A 19,919-nucleotide genomic window follows, 5' to 3' on the forward strand; every position below is an offset into this window, starting at 1 on the left:
CGTCTACGAGTCCGATTCGGAGCAGACGACCATGGCCAACATTGTCCTCGTCAACCCGCGGTTCGAGGTGTCGTACTGGGGTTTGGAGCACGCGCTGCCGCTGCTGGGCAAGAAGTGCAACGTCCCGACCGCCTGCCTGCCGCTGTTGGCCGCCCTGACGCCGCCCGAGCATCACGTCACGCTCGTCGACGAGAACGTCGAGGACATCGACTTCGACAAGCTGGCGAAGGCCGACATCGTCGGGCTCACCGGCATGATCGTGCAGCGCGGGCGGATGCGCGAGATCATCAACGAACTGAAGGCCCGAGGCGTCTTCGTTGTCGTCGGCGGTCCGTGGGTCAGCGTGCAGGAGGACTACTTCGACGGTCTGGCCGACGCGATCTTCGTCGGCGAAGCCGAGACCACCTGGCCGCAATTCCTCGAGGACTGGAAGCACGGCCGCCAGCAGTACCGCTATGAGCAAGCCGAGCGCACCGACATGACCACCGTGCCGGTGCCGCGCTACGACCTGTTGAAGACCAAGAACTACGTGTTCGGCAGTGTGCAGTTCAGCCGCGGCTGTCCGTTCCAATGCGAGTTCTGCGACATCATCGTCACCTTCGGTCGTAAACCGAGGCTCAAGACCAGCGCACAGGTGATCGCCGAACTGGAAGCGATGCGCACGGCGGGCCTGTCGATCGGCTTCATCGTCGACGACAACCTGATCGGCAACAAGGCCGCCGTGAAGGTGCTGCTGGCCGATGTCCACGCGTGGCAGGAGCGTGAAGGATATCCCTTGCAGTTCTTCACCGAGGCGTCGCTGAACCTGGCCGAAGACGACGAGCTGATGGAGTTGATGGTCGCCGCCAACGTGACGGTGGTGTTCATCGGGATCGAGAGTCCCAACGAGGATTCGCTGAAAGAGGCGAAGAAGTACCAGAACGTGAAGAAGGGCGGCACGATCGTCGATCGGGTTCGCAAGGTGCAGGACGCCGGGCTGGAAGTGTGGTGCGGCATGATCGTCGGCTTCGACAACGACGACACCCGAATCTTCAAGGAGCAGGCCGACTTCATCGGTCAGACCGACATCATGCACGCCATGGTCGGCATGCTCGCCGCGATCCCCAAGACACCGCTGCACGCGCGGCTGAAGAATGAGGGCCGCCTCGACCTCGACGACGAGCAGACCTTCGGCACCAACGTCATACCGCTCAACATGAGCCGAGACGAGTTGCGAGACGGCTACATCGGCCTGATGAGTGAGCTCTACGATCCCGACTTCTACTTCGACCGCCTCGAAAATTTGTATTTGACAAGACAATTCGATTTCGGGAGAGCACGCAACGAATACCTGCGTCATCATCCCTGGCGGCGCAGACAAGCCCAGTTATTCGACGCCGCACGGGCATTCGGCCTGTTCCTGCTGCTGATGAAGAACGTCCCCGACGCGCAACTACGCCAGGTCTACCGGCGCCGGATGTGGAAGATGGCCCGCAGCCGGCCGGATCCCGGGGTCTTGTTCGTCAGCGTGGTCAAGTGTGCGACGCACTACCACCACTACACGATGTCGCGGGAGATGTCCGACCGCCGGACCCTGGTCAATACCTTCTAGTTCTCCTGCCGGCCGTTGCCGTTGCTGCCGGCGACCTGCTCGAGGAACTGCACGGCCAACACCCGGACAGGCACGTTCGTCTGCTGGCTCTGCTTGCGCAATACATCGAAAGCCGCGTCGGCGTCGATACCGTGCATGGCCATCAGCACGCCCTTGGCCTGCTCGATCGGTGCCCGGCTCTGCAGCACCCGCTGAATCGACTCCGCGGTGTCACGGGCCGACTTGTAGCGGGCGAAGTCGCCGATCGCCCGGGAGACCGCTTTTGTCAGCAGTTCGAGGATCTCGGCGTCGAGGCCGTCGAAGGCGTGAAATGACCGCCCGTACAGGTTGAACGAGCCCAGCGTCTGATCCTCGGTGAACAGCGGCGCCGCCAGGAAGCTGTTGACGCCTTCGTCACGCGCGGCGGACGCGAAGCCCCGCCAGGCGGCCATCGCCTCTTCGGAGTCCAGCTGGACGATGCTGCGGGTTCGTGAAGCGTGTAGGCAGGGGCCTTCACCGGCGTCGTACTGCTCACTGTCGATCCGCAGGGTGCGCTCGTCGGTGTGCACGGCGGTGTAGGTCAGCCCGCCGAGGTCGATCGTGATGCCCGTGTAATCAGCGCCCTGGATGGCCTCCTGGGCGATCGCGGCCACGCGCTGAAGCAGTGTGAGTAGCTCGTCTTCGTCATTGACGCTGCGACCGGCGTCGACCAGCAGGCGGCCCAGCTGGGCCGCCGACATGGCGTTGCGGGTGGCGGCCTCGATGACAATCTCGGCAGCCTGCTCAGCGTCGGTTCCATCCAGCGGCTCGGCCGGGATGGAGTCCTCGACGCGCGGGTCGCTGTGCTCCATGGGGTGAGTGTCCCACCTTCGGGACTTCTGGTTGCTGTAAGGGCTATCTAGGGCAGCACGGTGTGCATCAGCATCACGTTGTAGGCCGACCACAGCGAGAGGTTGTAGTACAGCTCCCGGCCCGTCGACCAGGGATGCAGGAACGGCGCGTAGATGCCACCGGGGATCTGCATCGACGACACCAGCATCTGCTCCGGCCCCCACGGCCCCTGAGGCGCCGGCGCGGTCCGCATCACCACGTCGTTGTTGCCGTTGCAGTACAGCACCAGATACTGCTTGAGGTAGTTGTTGAATTGGGCCGACATCTCGCCGACCGGGCCGGGGATCACCGGGGTGGCCGCCGCCGGGCTGCCCGCAACCCAGCTGTTGCTGTCGGCGTTCCAGTACTCGTACTTCGTCAGGTCGGGGATCAACCCGGGGGACACCCGCGACACGTAGGCCGACCCGCCCCGCCCGTTGGGTGTGCCGAACGAATAGATGTACGGATCGCCGGGACCGGGTTTGAGGAACGCGCCCATCTGGAATTTCTCGTTGCCGTTGGACGGCTGACGGACGGTGCCGGGGTAGACGCCCCAGGTCTCGCCATTGTCGGTCGATGTCGCGATCGCCGAATAGTTCGTGGTCCACGAGCCGTAGTTGTCCCAGCTCCGGATCGACATGAAGTTGAGGAACTGGTTGGGCCCGACGGCCACGCCGGAGGTCGGGATGATGCCCGTCTCCTGCGGCGCACCGTTGATGCTGTTGATGACCTGCTTGGCGATGCCGGGCCGCCACACCGGTGCCCCCGAGTATTTGTTGCCGACGGCCCCGTCGGGCACCGCGACGGTGTTGGCCAGCGATCCGTCGGTGCTGCGCATCAGTGTGTTGTAGCGCCACTGCTTGCCGGGGATCATGCAGAAGCCGTTGGTGTCGCCGAACGCCAGCAGGACCTGCCGGTGACCGGGATCGCCGTTGTCCCACATGATTCCGAGGTCGGTGCCGGTGATGGCGAATTTCTGGATGGTTTGGTTCGGGCTGTCCGGCCCGGTCACCCAGCCGACCACCGAGGTGCCCGCGGGTGCGGTCGACGGCGCGGGCTGCGCGGCGGCGGGAGCCGGTTGAGGTTGGGCGGGAGCGGGTTTCGGTGAGGGCGCGACCGCTGCCTGCTTCTGCACCTGTCCGGAATTGGGGATGAGCGCGTTGATGAGCATCTTGCCCAGCGTGGGCAGCGGCGCCTGGTCGTTGGCGCCGACCGGCTTGTGCCCGATCGGGCGGTCGAACGGCGCGATGGCCGAGGGTTGCGGAATCTGAAACGCCTGGTTGGCGGCGGGTTGCGCTGCCGCCGAAGCGCCCTCGCACGGGTCGGCGGCCGCAGGCGGCGCGACACCGGTGGCTGCGCAGAGGCCGACGACCAGCGTCGAGGCCAGCGACAGCGAGGGGATACGGGGGCGCGGCGACACGACACACCTTTCGGAGGCGGGACGTCGCTGTGACGTCTGTTGACCTCTGTGACGATAGGGACCCCTGGGTTGTTTGCGACCGGCGCTGCAGCGATAGGTATGCATCCGTGACCGTGTCGCAACCAAGGGGGTGCTCGGTGGGTTACTGTGCGCATGATTCGCCCGACACAGGAGGCACTGATGAGACGTGGATTCTCTGCTGCGGCAGCCGTTGCCGTAGCGGTCGCACTGACCGGTACCGCCTGTGGCAACTCCGACTCCGGCAGCACGGTTGCGTCATCCGCGAGTTCGGCGGCGACGACTGCGAGTGCGACCTCGTCTTCGAGCACATCTGCGAGTGCCGCCCCGGTGGCCGCTGACAAGCTGCCCTCACTGGTGCCGACGCCGGCGAACAGCCAAACGACCAAGGGGCCGGACAACATCGCTGACGGCGGAATCCATCTCTACTTTCAGGTCAACGGGTCACCCGCCGATGTGATGACGGCCTACAAGGCAGCCCTGGAAGAGAAGGGCTGGACGGTGACCACCATGGTCACCTCGGGCGGCCAGGGCGGGGGCGGTGCCACCTATACCGGAACCAATGGCGGCGCCTATGGCGTGTTCGACGGTGGCGGCTACAGCACCAACACCTACCTCGACGTCTGTGCGTGGCCGACCAAGCCCGCGAACCCCAATTGCAGCCGCGGCGACCGCTAGGCCGAATTCACGCCCCAGTAGAAAGACATCCCGTGAGTCGCCGTCGGACAGCACTCCTCGCTGCTCTTTTTCTTCTCTTCGCAGTTCCCGCAGAACACGCCTCGGCCACCGGAGATCCGCCCGGTGCCCTGACTTTCGGTGGCGTGCAGCGGACGTACGTGTTACATGTGCCCGATGGGCTGGCCCACCCGAACGGCCTGGTGATCAACTTGCACGGCGGGAGTCAGACCGGCCGCAAGCAATCCGCGGAGACCAATTACAACGCCATCGCCGACCAGTACGGCTGGGTTGTCGCCTATCCCAACGGCATCGACTTCAGTTGGGCCGACGGGCGCGGCGCGGCGGCACCGGACCGGCAGGGGGTCGATGATGTCGGGTTTCTGGCGGCACTGATCGGCCGGCTCACCCATGACTACAACATCCCGGCTGGACGGGTCTTCGTCACCGGAATGTCGGCAGGCGGGTTCATGGCCAACCGGCTGGCGTGCGAGCGACCCGATCTGGTGGCCGCAATAGCCCCGGTGTCGAGCACGCTGGGAGTGAACGTCCGCTGCAATCCGTCCAAACCTGTTGCGGTGCTTGCGATTCACGGCACCGCTGACAAGGTGGTGCCTTACAAGGGCGGTCGCATGATCGGGCGCGGGGGAGCCAGCACCGTCGTGTCCGCGCCGACGATGGTGGATCGGTGGTTGGCGTTCGACCGCTGTCCGCCGGCAACAACCACGACGATCGATGGCGGAAAACGCTTGCTCGCCTTCGGTTGCGCGGACGGCACCGAGGTTGCATTCATCACCATCAACGGATGGGGCCACACCTGGCCGGTGAGTCCCGCGGCGGCCTTCGACGCGTCACGGGCCAGCGCGGAGTTCTTTGCCGCGCACGGCACCTGAGCCAGGGCTGATCACGGCTGCCCGGGCAGCAGCATCGACTGCCACGTGCTGTTCTGCTTGGCAGGCTCGGCCAGTTCGGATTGGGTGTATTCGCGCCCGTTGGGTCCGACGTAGGTACCTGTCGCGGGGTCGTACCCGCTGACGGCCACCAGCGCAGGCGGGGGGACGTCGGTCGGGGGACCCTCTGGCGGAACGTCGGGCACCGGTTGCCCGGACAGTGTCGCGTTCGGGTCGCCTTTCCAGTTGTAGCCCTCGTTGAGGGGCACATAGTTCTGCTCGCTCTGGCAGAGCTTGACCGTGGGCGCTCGCTTACCCGGCACCGTCTCGCACGGAATATTGCGCGCGCCACGGACATTGAACGGCGAGTCCTGAGGGGTGCGGCAGTACAGGTCACCGGGTGGACGCTCGGGATAGTCGACCAGGTTCGGGATGCGCTGCTGCTGGGCGGGCAGGAAGCCGGTGGTGCAGGCCGGTGGAAGGTTGATGTTGAGGTTGAATGACAGGTACTCGCCGCGGTAGGCCTGATTGGTGTTGGCGTTGGCCATGAAGGTGGCCTGTCCTTCCGACACCGCGTGCGGCAGCAGGACGAGCAATTGTTCGATGTCATTCTGATATGTCACGGCAACCTGGCCGATGCTGGAAAGGTTGGCGACGATCACCGGCAGCGTCGGCTTGAGCCGCTCGATCAGGTTGCGCGCCTGCTCATTTGTCGCGACGAGGCCGCCCTGGTCGATCACGCCGGCCACGGCATCGTTGTTGGCTTTCAGTTCGCCGGTCACGGTCGCGATGTGCGAGGCCCAGGCTCGAATCGCGGCAGATGTCTGCACCTGGGAGTCGAGCACCGGCTTGGCGTTGTCGATGAGATTGATCAGCGGATCGAGGTTCGCACGGGCGTCGATCGCCAAAGTGGTTGAACCCTTGACGATGTCGGACAACTGCGGGCCCAGGCCGCCGACGGCCGTGTAGGCCTCGTCGATCGCGGTCTTGAGGTTCTCCCGTGGGATCGCCTGCAACCCGGAGTTGGCGGCGTCGAGGAGCGCGTTGATGTCCGGTGGCACGGAGGTGTGGTCGCGGGGGATGACATCGCCGTCCCGCAGCGGCCGTGCGGTGCCGTCGCGGGGGATCAGATCGACGTACTGTTCACCGATGGCGGATTGGCTGTGCACTTCGCCGCGCAGGTCAGACGGGATGTCGATGCCCGACTTCAATGACAAGACGGCGTCAACTCCGCTGTCGCTCAATCGAACTGACTGAACCCGGCCGACCTCGACACCCCGGTAGGTGACGTTGCCGGTGTTGTACAGACCGCCGGTCTCCGGCAACTGCATGGTCACGCTGTAGCGGCCTACTCCGAACCACTTGGCGGGCAGCTTGAGAAAGTGCAAACCCATCACGGCGATCGCGGTGAGCGCGATGACCGCGAAGACTGCGAGCTGGATCAGCATCCTGCGGGTCAGATGCATATCAGGGGCCTTGATCGAAGTTGTACGGCGCGACCAGCGGGTTGCTCTTGGTGTACGGGCTGGGGAACTGCCCGATCGTTCGCCCCCACTGCATCTCGAGCTCGGTCAGATTGCCTTCCCACCGGGTTCCGGTGAACAGACCCTGGTCGATACGGCTCAGCGTGAGGTCGACGACGGCGGTCATGTTGGCGTAGTCGCCGCGCTGCCAGTTCTCGATGGTCTCGTTCGGGAACGGGAAGGTGGGGATAAGGCTCAGTGCACGGGTCATGCTGGGCCCGGCGTTGGCCAGCGACTCCAGCACCGGTCCAATGTCTTTGAGCTCCTTGATCAGGTTGGCTTTACTCTGACCGACCGAGCTGACGACCAGGTTGCTGAACTTGCCGAGCTGATCGGCGGCTTGGACGAGATTGTCACGTTCGTTGTTGAGCACCGCGAGTGCCTCGGGCACCGTCTTGAGCGCCTGATCCAGCACGGGCCGGTTCGCGGCGAGCACCCCGGTCAGCCGGTTGAGACTGTCGGTGGCGGCGATGATGTCGTCGGTCTGGTCGTTGACGTTGCCGGCGAAGGTGTCCAGTTGACCGATGAGGCTGCGCAGGTCCTCTTCTCGGCCGCGGAATGCCGTACTGAATGCCTCGGTGATGTCCTGAACCTGTGCCAGGCCGCCGCCGTTGAGGACGGTGGAGACTGCGGCCAGGGTTTGTTCGACGGTCGGGTAGGCCCCCGCATGGGACAGCGGAATGCGTGAGCCGGCGTGCAGCCGGCCTTGCGGGGGGGTGTCGGCGGGTGCGCTCAATTCGATGTGCTGTGAACCCAGGATGCTGGTGAGACCGATCGTGGCAATGGCGTTGTCGGGCAGGTCGACATCACCGTCGAGTCGCATGGTGACCAACGCATGCCAGCCCTCCAATTCGATCTTGGTGATGTGTCCCACCGTGGCGTCGCCGACCCGCACCCTGGAATTGGGCTGAATATTGTTGACGTCGGGCATCTCTGCCTGGATCACGAATGATCCTGGCCCGCCGCCCTGAGTGCCGGGCAGGGGCAGCGAGTTGAGTCCCTGCCAGGTATCGATGCCGCAGCCGGACGACGCGGCCACCACCACGAGCAGCATCGCGAGACTGGCCGCGCGACGGACGATCATGATCCGCCTCCGCTCGGGGTCATCATCCCGGTCAGTCCCGCTGCCGGGTCGGTGGCCACCACCGGTTCCTCGGCGGGCAGCGGGGCCGCGGGCGCCGCGGGCGCCGCGGGCGGCACGTAGTCGGGACGCATCCAGTCCTCGCTGTAGGTCACCTCGTTGGGCCGGGCTTGCGGGCCGACCAGGAAGTTCTCGCCGATCGGCGGGAAGTTGTACTGGCGGTTTTTGATGATGGGCGCCAGGTACTGCACACACAGCTTCGCGGACTGCTCGGCGCCGAGTCGCGACGCTGCTTGAATTGCCCCGCACAGGAACGAGATCGGATTGGCGAAGTTGTTGACCGCGAGCGCACCGGTGAAGGCGCCGTTGGACGCCTCGTAGATGTTGGTGAAATTGGCGACCGTGGTCGGCGCGATGTGCAGGGTCTGCTTGATGTCGTCGAGGCTGTCGTTGAGCGCGGTACTGATCGACGCCAGCTTCTCGGTGGTGGTGCCGATGGTGTCACCGGTGTCCTCGACGAAATCCCTGACATCGCCGATGACCGAGTTCATGTCGGTGAATGCGGCACCGATCTTCCTCGGGTCGTCGGCCAGTAGCCCGGTCACCGCGGCGAGGTTCTCATTGAGCTGTCCCAGTACGTCGCTGCTGCCGCGCAAGGCGCTGATGAGGATGGACAAGTTCTTGAACGTCGCGAAGATGTCACCGCTGTGGTCGCCCAGAACCGACATCGCCTGGGACAGTTTGACGATCGTCTCGCGGATGGTGCCGCCCTGCCCGCGCAGGTTGTCCGCGGCGGTGTCGATGAAGGAGCCCAGTGTGCTGACACCGCCCGGAGCAGTCGGTTTGAGCAGTTCGGTGAGGCGCTTCAGCTGCACCCGCACCTCATCCCACTCCACCGGAACCGCGGTGCGGCTGCGGGGGATGACAGCGCCGTCGCGCATCGTCGGTCCGCCGGTATAGACCGGCGTCAACGCGATGGCGCGGCCGGTGACCAGCATCGGCGAGAGGATCGCCGCCAGCGCGTCGGCGGGCACCTTGTATTTGCGGTCGAACCAGAACGCGATCTTCACCCCGTCGGGATGCGGCTCGACCGCAGTCACCTTGCCCACTGGCACGCCGAGAATGCGGACGTCGTCCCCGGGGAACAGCGCCGTGCTGTTGTCGAAGTAGCCGACGACGTCGATGCGGTTACCGTGTCCGACGCCGCGTAACAGAACGCCGCCGGCCAGGATCAGCACCAAGACGATCGCGAGTGCGGTGCGGGCGTTGCGTAGCTTGGTCATTGGGCGGCTCCTGGCTCGCCGGGGGCAGGCACGTACACCGGCGCCGGCGTCGGGTCCGGGGTGGAGGCGATGCCGGGCGGTGCTGCGGCGGGCGGCCCCGGGGGCGGCCCACCGGGTGGCGGTGCGGGCAGCGGCTCACGGTAGGGGTAGCGGGGGTCGCCTGGCTTACCGGTGATGGCGTCGGGCAGATTCAGGTGCGGTTCACCGCCTTGGCCGGTCCGCGGGTAGGGCACCGGCAGCGCCGGTGTGCCCGGTTGGCCGACTTGTGGGTCGGTCCGCAAGGACGGCAGCAGGGTAGCCGGGTCGACACCGAGATCGGAGAATGCGGCGTCGACGAACGGCTGCACGAACTGTCCGGGAAACAGGTTGGCCAGGTAGGCCTTGAAGAACGGCCCGGACGACACCGACTCGCCCAAGGACATCGCATAGCTGTTGAGCCGCTTGATCGCTTCTTGCACGCGCCCCTTGCGGTCATCGACGATCGTCAGAACGCCGTTGAGCTTCTCCAGCGCCGGTTTCAGCTGGGTGCGGTTCTCGGCGATGAAACCCTTGAGTTGCCGCGAGACGTCGGAGAGCTTCTGCCACAGCTGGTCGAGGCCCGCGCTTTGGGCGTTGAGAGCGATCAGCAGGGAGTTGGTCTGACGCACGAGTTCGACGATCTGGTCGGTGCGTTCGGCGAGGACCTGAGTGGTCTTCGCCGCGTTGGTCAACAGGTTGCGCAACTGGGCATCCTGCTTGTTGAGGGTGTCGGCGAACCGGGACACTCCGACGACCGCCTGATGCAGGTCGGGCGGCGTGTGGGCGAAGGTCTCGGCCATCGTCGACAGCGACTGCGAAAGCTGTTGGGTGTCAAGCCCGCTGATGGTGGTGGTCAGGTCGCCGAGGGCGTCGGGGAGTTGATAGGGCGAGGTGGTTCGGTCCCGCGGGATGGGGCCGGTCAGCGCACCGTCGCCGCGCGGAGTGACGTCGAGCATCTTCGTGCCCAGCAGTCCCTTCGTCTTGATGGCGGCCAGAGTGCGCTCACCGAGATGGACGTCGCCGTCGATCCGGAAGGTCACCAAGACCTGCGGGCCGTCGAGTTCGATGCTGGATACTTTGCCGACGGGCAAGCCCGACACCTCTACGGTGGCCCCGGTGAACAGGCCGCCCGCCTCGGCGAAGTACGCGGAGTAGTTGCGGCCGGGATTGAGGAACGGCAGCTTCTGCCAATTCAGCGCACCCATCACGATCCCGGCGATGACGACGGCGCCGACTGCCCCCAGGATGACCGGGTTGCGTTCGGAAAAGGACTTCACTTCGGCGTGCACCGCCCGGTGTCCTGTCCGGCCACCTTGACGAAAACCGGTTGTCCGCCTTTGCCGTTCAACTTCAGTATCAGGTCGCAGAGGTAGAAGCTGAAGAAGTCGCCGTACATTCCCTGCCGCTGCAGGGCGCGGTATTTGTCTGGGAGTGTGTCGATCAGCTTCTCCAGGTATTCGTGATCGGCCACCGCGATCGACGAGACCCGGTCGGTTTCGTGGACCACCTTCTGGAACGGCGCACGGGCGCCTGCGAGCAGATCGGCGACGCTTCCCGCCGCCGCACTGGTGGAGGTGAACGCGGCGGCGACGTCGTTCCGGCGGGCGTCTAGGGCCTGCACCAAACCCGTCAGATTGGTGACGGCTTTGTCGAGTTGGGCGCTCTGACTGCCCAGCGCACCCAGGACCGCGTCGAGGTTGGTGATGACCTCACTGATCAACTGATCGCGGTCGGCCAGGGTATTGGTCAGTATCGCAGCCTGATTGAGGAATGAGCCGATCGTCGCTCCCTGTCCCTGCAAGGCCTGGTTGAGCTGTGCGCTCAGCGCGTTCACCTGCTCTGGGCTCAGGGCGCGGAACAGCGGCTTGAAGCCGCCGATCACCGAGTCGAGATCCAACGCCGGGGCGGTACGTTCGACGGGAATGGTCTGGCCCGCCGAGAGGCGTTTGACTCCGCCCGTACCGTCGTCGAGCGCCAGGAACCGGCCGCCGATGACATTGTCGTAGCGGATGATCGCCCGAGTTCCCTCGGTGAGCACCAGCGTGTCGGCTGCCGAGAATTCGACTCGCACGGTCGCGTCGCGGTTGATTCGGATGTCTTCGACCTTGCCCACCTCGACACCGGCGACGCGGACGAAGTCGCCTTTCTTCAGGCCGGTGACATTGGTGAACACCGCGTTGTAGACCGTGCCGGTGGTGAAGCGGAACTGGGCGAAGATGGCCAGCAGCGCGAATGCGCCGAGGAAGCACACCGTCAGAAAGATGCCGAGACGCCACACCGCGCCCGCGAGATTGTCCTTCACGGCTGGCCCTCCGTCGGTTGCGGTTGTGCTGGCGGGGGTTCCGGTGCGGGCGGGACGCCCGGCCACAGCGGCACGCCACCGGGGCCGTACCAGGCCGCGCCGTAGGGCGGCATGCCCGGACCCGGGTCGGGTCCCGGAGCGGGTCCGGGCAGGCACTGCCGGATGCTGGGCGGCCGCGGATTGCCACGAGTCACCGGGAACCAGTCCGCCCAACAGGGATGCCCCAGACCGGGATTGGGCCGGATGTCCAGGCCCGTGCCCCAGCCGGTGTTCGTGACGAGTTGGCGCACCGGGAAGTTCTTGGTGACGTCCGGTAGCGACCCGCAGCCGGGCTTTCCACCGGGGCCGCCTTTGGCGCCGACGATAGGCAGGTTGTCCGGATACTGATAGGGGTCGTTGCCCAGCAGTAGCGCGATGTCGAACACCGCGGACTTGCCGTCCTTGCCGCCCCAGGCCTCGTAGCCGCCATTGTTCAGCGTCCAGGTCGCGCCTTGCAGCCAGCATGTGTAGACGGGGTTGTACTTGAGCAGCAATGCCGTCGTGGGCTCCAGGATGTTCGCCGCGCGTACCAGGTTGCCGCCACTGCTTTCCAGCAGGTCGTGGCCGGACTGGGCGAACCCGATTGTGTTGAGCAGCAACGTGTCCAATGCCTGTGATCGGTCGGCGACGGTGGTGCTGACGGTGCTGGCGGAGTTGAGGATGGCCACGATGTCGGGTGCGGCCGCGGCGTAGGTGTCGTTGAAGTTCTTGAAGGATCGCCAATCCGCGCGGATCGTGTCACTGCGCTCGTTGAGCGCCGTGAGGACCTGGTTGAGGTCGGTGGTCGCCTGGCCCATCCGGGGGCCTTGCCCGCGAACTCCGTCGGCGACCGCCGTCAGCACGGCGTTCAGTTTGGCGGGGTCGACCATGTCGAGCAGGTTGACGACATTCTCGAAGACGGTGTTGACCTCGGTGGTGACATTGGCCGAACGCAGTACCGCGCCGGCGGCCAAGCGCTTCGGGCTCGGGTCGTCGGGGTAAACGAGGTCGACGAACTTGGCGCCGAAGACAGTGGTGGACCTGATCTGTGCGCCGACATTCGCCGGGATGTAACGGATCTGGTCGGGATCGATCTCGAGTCGCAGACTGGCCGGACCGTGTCCACCGCCGATGGCGGCGACGCGTCCGACCTGCACTCCGCGCATCTTCACTTTGGCGCCGGTCTCCATGACAAGTCCGGAGCGGTCCGAGGTTATGGTGACCGGCACGTAGGAGCGGAACGTGCCGGCGAACGCGGTTCCGGTCACGAAGAAGAAGACGCCGATCGCCGCCACGAGTATGACGGTCCACCAGCCGTCGGGAAGACGGTTCTCACCGGGGCGGGCGTCCATCTCACCCGGCCAGGTTGAAGTTGCCCGACTGTCCGTAGACAGCCAGGGAGATCATCACGATCTCGACCGCTGCCACCACCATCGACGTGCGCACCGCGCGCCCGACCGCCTCACCGACACCGGCGGGGCCGCCCCTCGCGGTGAAGCCGTAATAGGTGTGCACCAGCATGATTACGACGGTCATCGCCACGGACTGCACGAACGACCAGATCACGTCGGTGGGGTTGAGGAAGGTGTTGAAGTAGTGGTCGTAGACGCCTGAACCCTGCCCGTAGATGGCGACGGTTCCGGTACGCGCCGCCAGAAACGCCATCATGACGGCGATGCAGTACAACGGGATCACGACGATCACGCCGGCCAATACGCGAGTCGAGGCCAGGTAGGTGACCGAGCGGATGCCGATCACCTCGAGTGCGTCGATCTCCTCGTTGATCCTCATCGCGCCGAGCTGCGCGGTGGCTCCGGCGCCGATCGTCGCGGACAACGCCACCGACACGGTTCCTGGCACGATGAGGCGGACGTTGAAGAAGGCCGACGCGAAACCGGTCAACGCCTCGAAGCCGACCGAGGACAATTGGTTGTAGCCCTGTACGGCGACCAGAGCGCCGGTGGTCATGGTCAGGAATCCGACGATCGCGACGGTGCCACCCACGACTGCCAGAGCGCCTGCGCCGAGGCCCATCTGGGCGATGAGGCGCAACAGCTCTTTGTGATAGCGGGTGACCGCCTCCGGTATGGCAACCAAAGTCGTGACATAGAACCGGGTTTGGGCTCCGATCCGCTTCCAGCCCGTGGTGGCGCCCTGCACACCGCTGAGCAGCTTCGGGTGCAATCTACTGGGCGTGCTGACACTCACCGGGCCATCCTCATCCCACCGTGAACTGGATGCCCACGGCGGTCACGATCACGTTGATCGCGAACAGCACCATGAAGGTGAACACGACGGTCTCATTGACCGCGTTACCGACACCGGCCGGGCCGCCGCCCACAGAGATGCCCTTGTAGCAGGCGATCAGTCCGGCGGAGAGGCCGAAAAGCGTTGCCTTTGTGAGCGAGACGAGAACGTCACCCATACCGGTCAATAGGGTCATACCCGCGGCGAATGCGCCGGGGGAGACGTGCTGGATGTAGACGCAGAAGATGTAGGCGCCGGTCAACCCTGCCAGGATCACGGTCGCCGACAATGCCAGCGCAACAGTGGTGGCCGCGAGCACCCGTGGAACCACCAGTGCCTGAATCGGATTGATGCCCATCACCCGTAGGGCGTCGAGTTCTTCCCGGATGGTGCGAGCTCCCAGATCGGCGCACATGGCGGTGGCACCGGCACCCGAGACAACCAAAACGGTGACAATGGGCCCGATTTGGTTGACGGTGCCGATCGCGGCGCCCGTCCCGGAGAAATCGGTGGCACCGAATTCGCCGAGCAGGATATTGAAGGTGAACACCAGCAGCACTGAGTACGGCAGAGTGAGCATGAGTGCCGGGAGCACTGAAACGCGCGCGACGAACCAGGTCTGCAGCAGGTATTCACGCCAGGCGAAGGGGGGCTGGAACATCACAACCATGGTGTCCAGCGACATGGCGATGAACCCGCCGAATGCCCGTACCGGCTTGATCAGTGGATACGTCGCGGTCACGGGTTCCCACCCGGTGCCGACCGGTTCGTCGGCCCGGGTTCGACCATGACGACCGGCGGCATGGCGGAACGCTATCGTGAGCGTTGCTGAAGTTGCTGCTCCTCAATGGGGGCTAATTCCTACCCCCAAAGGGTTAGCAGTAGGTTCGACGCCCTCGTACGGGCGAATCAGGCTGTGCGGTTCGGCCCACCGCAAACGGCCGGCAGGCCCTGCTCAGCCTTTGCTGCGTCCCGGCGGTCACCGGTTCTGTGAGCCCCCCGGCAGCCGAACCACCTGGACGAAGAACTCGTCGATCTGCCGGACCGCGCTCATGAACTGGTCGAGGTCGACCGGTTTGGTGACGTAGGCGTTGGCGTGCAGCTTGTAGCTGCGCAGGATGTCCTCTTCGGCCGACGACGTGGTGAGCACCACCACCGGGATGGTGCTGAGGTCGTCGTCGGATTTGATCTTCTCCAGCAGCTGCCGCCCGTCGTATTTGGGCAGGTTCAGGTCCAGCAGGATGAGGTCCGGGCGAGGAGCATCGGCGAATGGGCCGCGCCGGTACAGATAGTCCAGGCCTTCCTGCCCGTCGTGCACCACATGCAGGGTGTTCTTGAGCTTGTTGTGCTCGAACGCCTCCCGGGTGATGAGCTCGTCTCCGGGGTCGTCCTCGATGAGCAGGACGTCGATGGCGCGACTGCTGTCGCTCATGAAGCGGTTCCTTCCAGTTGCAAAGCTCGGGTATCGGGTGCGATATGGGCGGGCAGGGTGAAGCGGAATCGGGTACCGCCGTCGTAGGCGGTGTCGATCGAGATGGTGCCGCCGTGGTGCTCGACGATCTTCTTCACCAGCGCCAGGCCGATTCCGGTGCCTGCATAGGCATCCCGGCCGTGTAGCCGCTGGAAGATCACGAACACCTTGTCGACGAATTCGTCGGCGATTCCGATTCCGTTGTCGGAGAACGTGAACACCCACTGCCCTTCGTCATCACCGGTACCGGTTTCGGAGGTGATGGCGATGCGCGGGGCAACGTCGTCGCGGCGGAACTTCACCGCGTTGCTGACCAGGTTCTGCCACAACATCGTCAGCAGGGTCGGGTCGCCGGTCACCGTGGGCAACGGGCCCGAGCGGGTGATCTCGGCACCGGTCTCCTCGATCGCGGTGGCCACATTGGCGATTGCGGCGTCCAGCACGGTATCGAGCTTCACGTCGACCTGGGTGGCGTGCAACCGGCCGACCCTGGAGAACGTCAACAGGTCGTTGATCAAAACCTGCATCCGCTTGGCGCCGTCGACAGCGAAATCGATGTACTGGTGGCCACGTTCGTCCAGCTGGTCGCCGTAGCGCTTCTCCAGCAGCTGACAGAACGACGCGACCTTGCGCAGTGGCTCCTGCAGGTCGTGCGACGCGACGTAGGCGAATTGCTCGAGCTCGGCGTTGGAGCGACGAAGCTCGGCGGCCTGTTCGTCCAGTTGTGCGCGGGCTTCGCTGGACGCCTCGAGTTCGTCGACGATACGGCGTCGCATGCCTTCGACGTCGGCGGCGATCGCGCGAATATCCTTGGGGCCCTCGGGAATGATCTGCTCGTCGAAGTTTCCCTTGGTGATCCGCCGGCACGCGGATGCCAAGGCCTCCATGGGTCGGGTGACCGCATTGCGAACCAGGATCGTGATCGCGAAGCCGGTGATCAGGAAGGCGGCGATCACCACGGCCGAGGCGCGGTCGCGCCACGCCTGGGCGGTGTCGAGCTGTTGCACCGCGTCGGTGCGGGCGGCGGCGAGGTGCTGATTCTGCGCGTCGAAAAGCCCTCGCAGGGAATCGAATTTCGACTTCCCGGCTTCCGCGGTGGCCTTCGTCAACACGCTCGGTGAGCCAGGTGTGACGCTGGCGATCAGCGGACCCGCGTATTGGCCCCGCCAGGTCGCCGCCGAGTTCTCTATCGCGTCAAGGTCGGCGAGTAACTCGGGGCGTCCGGCGAGCTGATGTCGAATAGCCTGCGCTGCAGTCTGTTCGGTGCGCTGGCCCTCGTAGTAGGGCGATAAGAACTGTTCGTCGGCGGCGATGACATAGCCGCGAACCGCGGTCTCCTGATCACGCAACGCGGCCTGCAGCTGGTAGGCGGCGACACGCGCGGGCTGAATGTTGTCGATCAGCTGCCGGCTGGTCTCGTCGGTTCGGTTGAGTAGCACCGCCGCCACCAGTGCGCCGCCGAACACCACCACACCGAGCATCAACAGCACGACGCTGAGCCAGCCCCGCACCGTCATACCGGACAGCCGGGTGCCCGCAACCTCTTTCATCGGCGGGTCCGCTCGACGCGCAGCACCGCGATGTCGTCGGTAATGCCACCGTGGGAGGCGGCCAGCGATTCTGCGCCCTTGATGAGGCCCTCCACGAACTCGGGGCCGGGAAGATCGGCGATCGAGCGGGCGAGGTCGAGCAGACCTTCTTCACCGAGTCGCTTCTCGCCGATACCAGAGTGCCCCTCGAACAGGCCGTCGGTCAGTAACACCAGTCCATGGCCATCGGGCAGCTCCAACTCGTTCTGCGGCCACTGCTGCGCACCCAGACCCAAAGCCGGCCCAGCTGGCGGCTCGATCCATTCGACGGTGCCCGGTCCGTGGAGCAGCATTCCGGGGTGCCCGGCGCGGACGGCGGTGAAGCCTCGCGAGTCGGGCCACATAGCGATGCTGAGCACGGTCGCGAAGATGCCGCTACCTGCGCGCTCGGCGCGCAGGACCTGCTCGAGGCGGCGCATCCGGTCATTGCCGCGCAGGCCCGCGAACGTCAGCGCCCGCCAGCCGATGCGCAGTGCCGCCCCCAGCGCGGCCTCGTCGGGGCCGTGGCCGGCCACATCGCCGACCATGACGTGCACGGTGCCGTCCGGGGTTTGCACCATGTCGTAGAAGTCGCCGCCCAGCAGGGCGTTCTCCCGGCTGGGTCGGTACTGCGTGACGATTTCGACACCGGGGTCTTCGTGCAGTAGCGGTAGCGGCAGCAGGGCTCGCTCTAGACGGGCGTTCTCCTCGGCCCGCATCTGACTGGTGTGCAGATCGACGGCGGTGAGCTCGGTGCGTTTGCGTTCGATGGCGTACAGCACCGAACGGTGCAGCGTCTCGGGCTCGACGTGGCCCTTGACGAGGTAATCCTGGGCGCCGGAGGCCATCGCCGACATGCCGAAGTGTTGATCGTTGAGGCCGGTGAGGACGACGATCGGCAGGCCTGCGTCCATCTTGGCCACTCGGTCCACGGCGGCAACGCCGTTGGCGTCGGGGAGATTGAGATCGAGCAGCACGCAGTCGGGCCGGTGGGCGACGAGCTTCTCCTGGGCGATCGCCATCGATGCGGCCCACTCCACGCTGATATCGGCGCCGGCCTCGGAGATCAACTCCTCGACCAGAATGGCGTCGCCCTGATCGTCCTCGATCAGCAGCAACGAGATTGGTCGCTTCGTGGCACCGGCAAAACCGGCAGGATTCAGCACCTGTGGGTCGTAAGGTGCGCGCATGAAAGATCAGATCCTTAAGTTCAGATCGGCCGCGCTTTGACCTAGGTATTCTTCGAACAGCTCTTCGACCCTACCGGCTACCCCCCGTCACACCCAACCTGACTCGGTCGCGACGCAGGTCAGCGGCGTGCCGTGCCGGTCAGCGCTCGACCGTCAACGCCCTGCAGCAGGCAAATTACCGTGCTGGGGTAGGGATTGTCCGCCGTCCGGTCCTGGTCGGAGTCGATCAGGTAGCTCGTGGAGTACGTGCCTGCCGCGGCAGCGCCGCCGATGTAACGCTGAAGGCCTGCGGCGCAGTCGCGGGTGGCGACGTCGTCGAGGGCGGTATTCACCGGGATCGGCGCACGGAGATAGGTCTCGGCGGCGTGGGGACCCCCGCAGCCGACGACGCTGACCTCGACGACCGCGGGGTCGGTGGGCGGCGGGGCGGCCAGGCAGTCACCGGCTTGGAGATCAACCCACTTCACCGAGCGGGGCTGTGCCGCCGGTGCGACCACCGTGCCGGTGTTTGTCGAGCTCGGCGGCGATGTGGCGGTCAGGGCCGGGGTGGTGTCCACGCTCCCGCCGCAGCCTGCGGCCGCGGTGATCGCGACACCGATCGACAAGGCCCACCCCGCGCTGCGCATCATCCTCTGTTTACCGCAGCGCGGCCTGCGGGTATGGGCCTTTTCATCATGACTATCTCCAAGCTGACCACCAAGACGGCGCTGGTGACCGCCGCGGTCGCCGTAGCGCTCAGCGCGGGCGCGGGTTCTGCCGCGGCCGCCCCGCCAGGGCCCCCGGGCCCGCCCGGGCCGCCGGGCCCGCCCGTACCCGCGCCATGGGTGCCGAACGGCCCGGGAGTGAACGCCGGGGCGCCGGGCAATCCGCTGCCGCCGGGACAGGGCTACCTGCCTCCGCCGGGGCATCGCGCCGACTATGACGATGTCGTGCCCGTCTGGGCGCCACCCGCTCCGCCTCCGCCTCCGTGGGCGCCGTGGCTGCCGGTGGTGTGGAATGCGGACCTGCCTGCGTGGGGCGTGTGGTGGAACGGCGGCTTCATTCAGCTGTAGCCCGCATATCAGAAGCTGCTCTCGCGACCCCGCACGAATTCCAGTAGTGCGGGGTCGTCTGAGGTGAACCGGTCGACTTCTTCGCCGCCGTCGCAGCGGTACAACCCGACAGTGACCGACTCGGCGTGACGGTCGATCACCGCCCAGTGCGCGCCGGCGTCTTCCCACCTAAGTAGTGCCGCCACGGGGTCGTCGCCCATGACCACCATCATGGCTCGCCGGCGATCCGTCGTCTGGCAGAGTTGGGTTCCACAAGCGGTGCTGGCGGTGAGGGAGCGCAGTGAACCACTGGACTGCAGTTGCGGGTGCGGCAGTGTTCGTCTGGCTGGGGATGGTGCTCGCTATTTCGTTCCTGGAGGCCCCGCTGAAATTCCGGGCCCCCGGCGTCACGATTGCGCTCGGACTCGGTATCGGCCGGCTTGTGTTTCGGGCTCTCAACATCTGCGAAGCGGTGCTGGCGGTGATCATCGCCGTCGCGCTGGCACTCGGCACCGCCGGTCCGGGTGTCCTCGCGGCGGTCCTGGTGGCCGCCGCAGCGCTGGTGATCCAAGTCCTCGGCGTGCGTCCCGCGTTGACGCGGCGCTCGGACGCGGTGTTGGCCGATCCCACACAGGCCGAGAGCGGACGCTCGCACGCGCACTACGTCTACGTCGTGTTGGAAGTCGTCAAGGTGGTGGCGCTGCTCTCCAGTGGCGTTCTGCTGCTTAACATTTGAGGAGGAAA

Annotated in this window: 20 protein-coding genes; 5 read left to right on the forward strand and 15 right to left on the reverse strand. The window is 65.6% G+C overall.

What is annotated here, in order from left to right; all coding sequences use genetic code 11:
• The first annotated feature begins 31 nt into the window (after positions 1–31).
• Positions 32–1,591 carry a B12-binding domain-containing radical SAM protein gene (locus G6N32_RS07800; protein WP_115320997.1) on the forward strand — a complete coding sequence of 520 codons (1,560 nt, stop codon included), beginning with the start codon at positions 32–34 and terminating at the stop codon, positions 1,589–1,591.
• Here G6N32_RS07800 and G6N32_RS07805 read toward each other — a convergent pair.
• The gene (locus G6N32_RS07805) at positions 1,588–2,421 is read right to left on the reverse strand and encodes a GAF and ANTAR domain-containing protein (RefSeq protein ID WP_115319101.1); all 834 of its coding nucleotides are present in this window, start codon (positions 2,419–2,421) and stop codon (positions 1,588–1,590) included. The genes G6N32_RS07800 and G6N32_RS07805 overlap by 4 nt on opposite strands.
• 47 nt (positions 2,422–2,468) lie before the next feature.
• Positions 2,469–3,965: a glycoside hydrolase family 183 protein gene (locus tag G6N32_RS07810; protein ID WP_232077564.1), complete on the reverse strand. Its 1,497-nt coding sequence runs from the start codon at positions 3,963–3,965 to the stop codon at positions 2,469–2,471.
• Between the two features lie 243 nt (positions 3,966–4,208).
• Here G6N32_RS07810 and G6N32_RS07815 point away from each other — a divergent pair, with 243 nt between their 5' ends.
• Together G6N32_RS07815 and G6N32_RS07820 are read left to right on the forward strand one after the other, a co-directional pair.
• The gene (locus G6N32_RS07815) at positions 4,209–4,556 is read left to right on the forward strand and encodes a hypothetical protein (RefSeq protein WP_232077565.1); all 348 of its coding nucleotides are present in this window, start codon (positions 4,209–4,211) and stop codon (positions 4,554–4,556) included.
• Between the two features lie 32 nt (positions 4,557–4,588).
• Complete coding sequence (locus G6N32_RS07820) at positions 4,589–5,446, forward strand: extracellular catalytic domain type 1 short-chain-length polyhydroxyalkanoate depolymerase (protein WP_115319103.1); 858 nt, start codon at positions 4,589–4,591, stop codon at positions 5,444–5,446.
• Between the two features lie 11 nt (positions 5,447–5,457).
• Here G6N32_RS07820 and G6N32_RS07825 read toward each other — a convergent pair whose 3' ends face one another.
• From G6N32_RS07825 to G6N32_RS07880, 12 genes are all read right to left on the reverse strand, one after another.
• Positions 5,458–6,909: an MCE family protein gene (locus tag G6N32_RS07825; RefSeq protein ID WP_115319104.1), complete on the reverse strand. Its 1,452-nt coding sequence runs from the start codon at positions 6,907–6,909 to the stop codon at positions 5,458–5,460.
• Between the two features lies 1 nt (position 6,910).
• Positions 6,911–8,050: a virulence factor Mce family protein gene (locus G6N32_RS07830; protein ID WP_115319105.1), complete on the reverse strand. Its 1,140-nt coding sequence runs from the start codon at positions 8,048–8,050 to the stop codon at positions 6,911–6,913.
• Positions 8,047–9,330, reverse strand: a complete 1,284-nt coding sequence (locus G6N32_RS07835) for an MCE family protein (protein ID WP_115319106.1) — start codon at positions 9,328–9,330, stop codon at positions 8,047–8,049. Before G6N32_RS07835 ends, G6N32_RS07830 begins: the two co-directional genes overlap by 4 nt.
• On the reverse strand, positions 9,327–10,625 hold the full coding sequence (locus G6N32_RS07840) for an MCE family protein (RefSeq protein ID WP_163789196.1): 1,299 nt from the start codon (positions 10,623–10,625) through the stop codon (positions 9,327–9,329). Before G6N32_RS07840 ends, G6N32_RS07835 begins: the two co-directional genes overlap by 4 nt.
• Entirely contained in the window at positions 10,622–11,650 is a 1,029-nt protein-coding gene (locus G6N32_RS07845; protein WP_115319108.1) for an MCE family protein, read from the reverse strand. The genes G6N32_RS07840 and G6N32_RS07845 overlap by 4 nt, the downstream gene beginning before the upstream one ends.
• Positions 11,647–13,020, reverse strand: a complete 1,374-nt coding sequence (locus G6N32_RS07850) for an MCE family protein (RefSeq protein WP_115319109.1) — start codon at positions 13,018–13,020, stop codon at positions 11,647–11,649. The genes G6N32_RS07845 and G6N32_RS07850 overlap by 4 nt, the downstream gene beginning before the upstream one ends.
• A gap of 1 nt (position 13,021) precedes the next feature.
• Positions 13,022–13,876, reverse strand: a complete 855-nt coding sequence (locus G6N32_RS07855) for an ABC transporter permease (RefSeq protein ID WP_115319110.1) — start codon at positions 13,874–13,876, stop codon at positions 13,022–13,024.
• Positions 13,877–13,886: 10 nt separating this feature from the next.
• Positions 13,887–14,600, reverse strand: a complete 714-nt coding sequence (locus G6N32_RS07860) for an MlaE family ABC transporter permease (protein ID WP_115320999.1) — start codon at positions 14,598–14,600, stop codon at positions 13,887–13,889.
• Between the two features lie 294 nt (positions 14,601–14,894).
• Positions 14,895–15,347: a response regulator gene (locus tag G6N32_RS07865; RefSeq protein ID WP_115319111.1), complete on the reverse strand. Its 453-nt coding sequence runs from the start codon at positions 15,345–15,347 to the stop codon at positions 14,895–14,897.
• Positions 15,344–16,936: a sensor histidine kinase gene (locus tag G6N32_RS07870; protein WP_115319112.1), complete on the reverse strand. Its 1,593-nt coding sequence runs from the start codon at positions 16,934–16,936 to the stop codon at positions 15,344–15,346. Before G6N32_RS07870 ends, G6N32_RS07865 begins: the two co-directional genes overlap by 4 nt.
• A complete protein-coding gene (locus tag G6N32_RS07875; RefSeq protein ID WP_115319113.1) occupies positions 16,933–18,144 on the reverse strand; it encodes a PP2C family protein-serine/threonine phosphatase in 1,212 nt (403 codons plus the stop codon). The genes G6N32_RS07870 and G6N32_RS07875 overlap by 4 nt, the downstream gene beginning before the upstream one ends.
• A gap of 119 nt (positions 18,145–18,263) precedes the next feature.
• The gene (locus G6N32_RS07880) at positions 18,264–18,770 is read right to left on the reverse strand and encodes a hypothetical protein (RefSeq protein ID WP_115321000.1); all 507 of its coding nucleotides are present in this window, start codon (positions 18,768–18,770) and stop codon (positions 18,264–18,266) included.
• 48 nt (positions 18,771–18,818) lie between these two features.
• On the opposite strand from G6N32_RS07880, the gene G6N32_RS28545 reads away from it, so the two are divergent.
• Complete coding sequence (locus tag G6N32_RS28545; RefSeq protein ID WP_115321001.1) at positions 18,819–19,196, forward strand: hypothetical protein; 378 nt, start codon at positions 18,819–18,821, stop codon at positions 19,194–19,196.
• A gap of 8 nt (positions 19,197–19,204) precedes the next feature.
• On the opposite strand, the gene G6N32_RS07890 is transcribed toward G6N32_RS28545, so the two are convergent.
• Positions 19,205–19,396, reverse strand: a complete 192-nt coding sequence (locus tag G6N32_RS07890; RefSeq protein ID WP_170310585.1) for a hypothetical protein — start codon at positions 19,394–19,396, stop codon at positions 19,205–19,207.
• 80 nt (positions 19,397–19,476) lie between these two features.
• Here G6N32_RS07890 and G6N32_RS07895 point away from each other — a divergent pair, with 80 nt between their 5' ends.
• Entirely contained in the window at positions 19,477–19,911 is a 435-nt protein-coding gene (locus tag G6N32_RS07895; RefSeq protein WP_115319115.1) for a hypothetical protein, read from the forward strand.
• Positions 19,912–19,919: the final 8 nt, after the last annotated feature.

This window comes from Mycolicibacterium aichiense, assembly GCF_010726245.1.
Lineage (GTDB): Bacteria > Actinomycetota > Actinomycetes > Mycobacteriales > Mycobacteriaceae > Mycobacterium > Mycobacterium aichiense.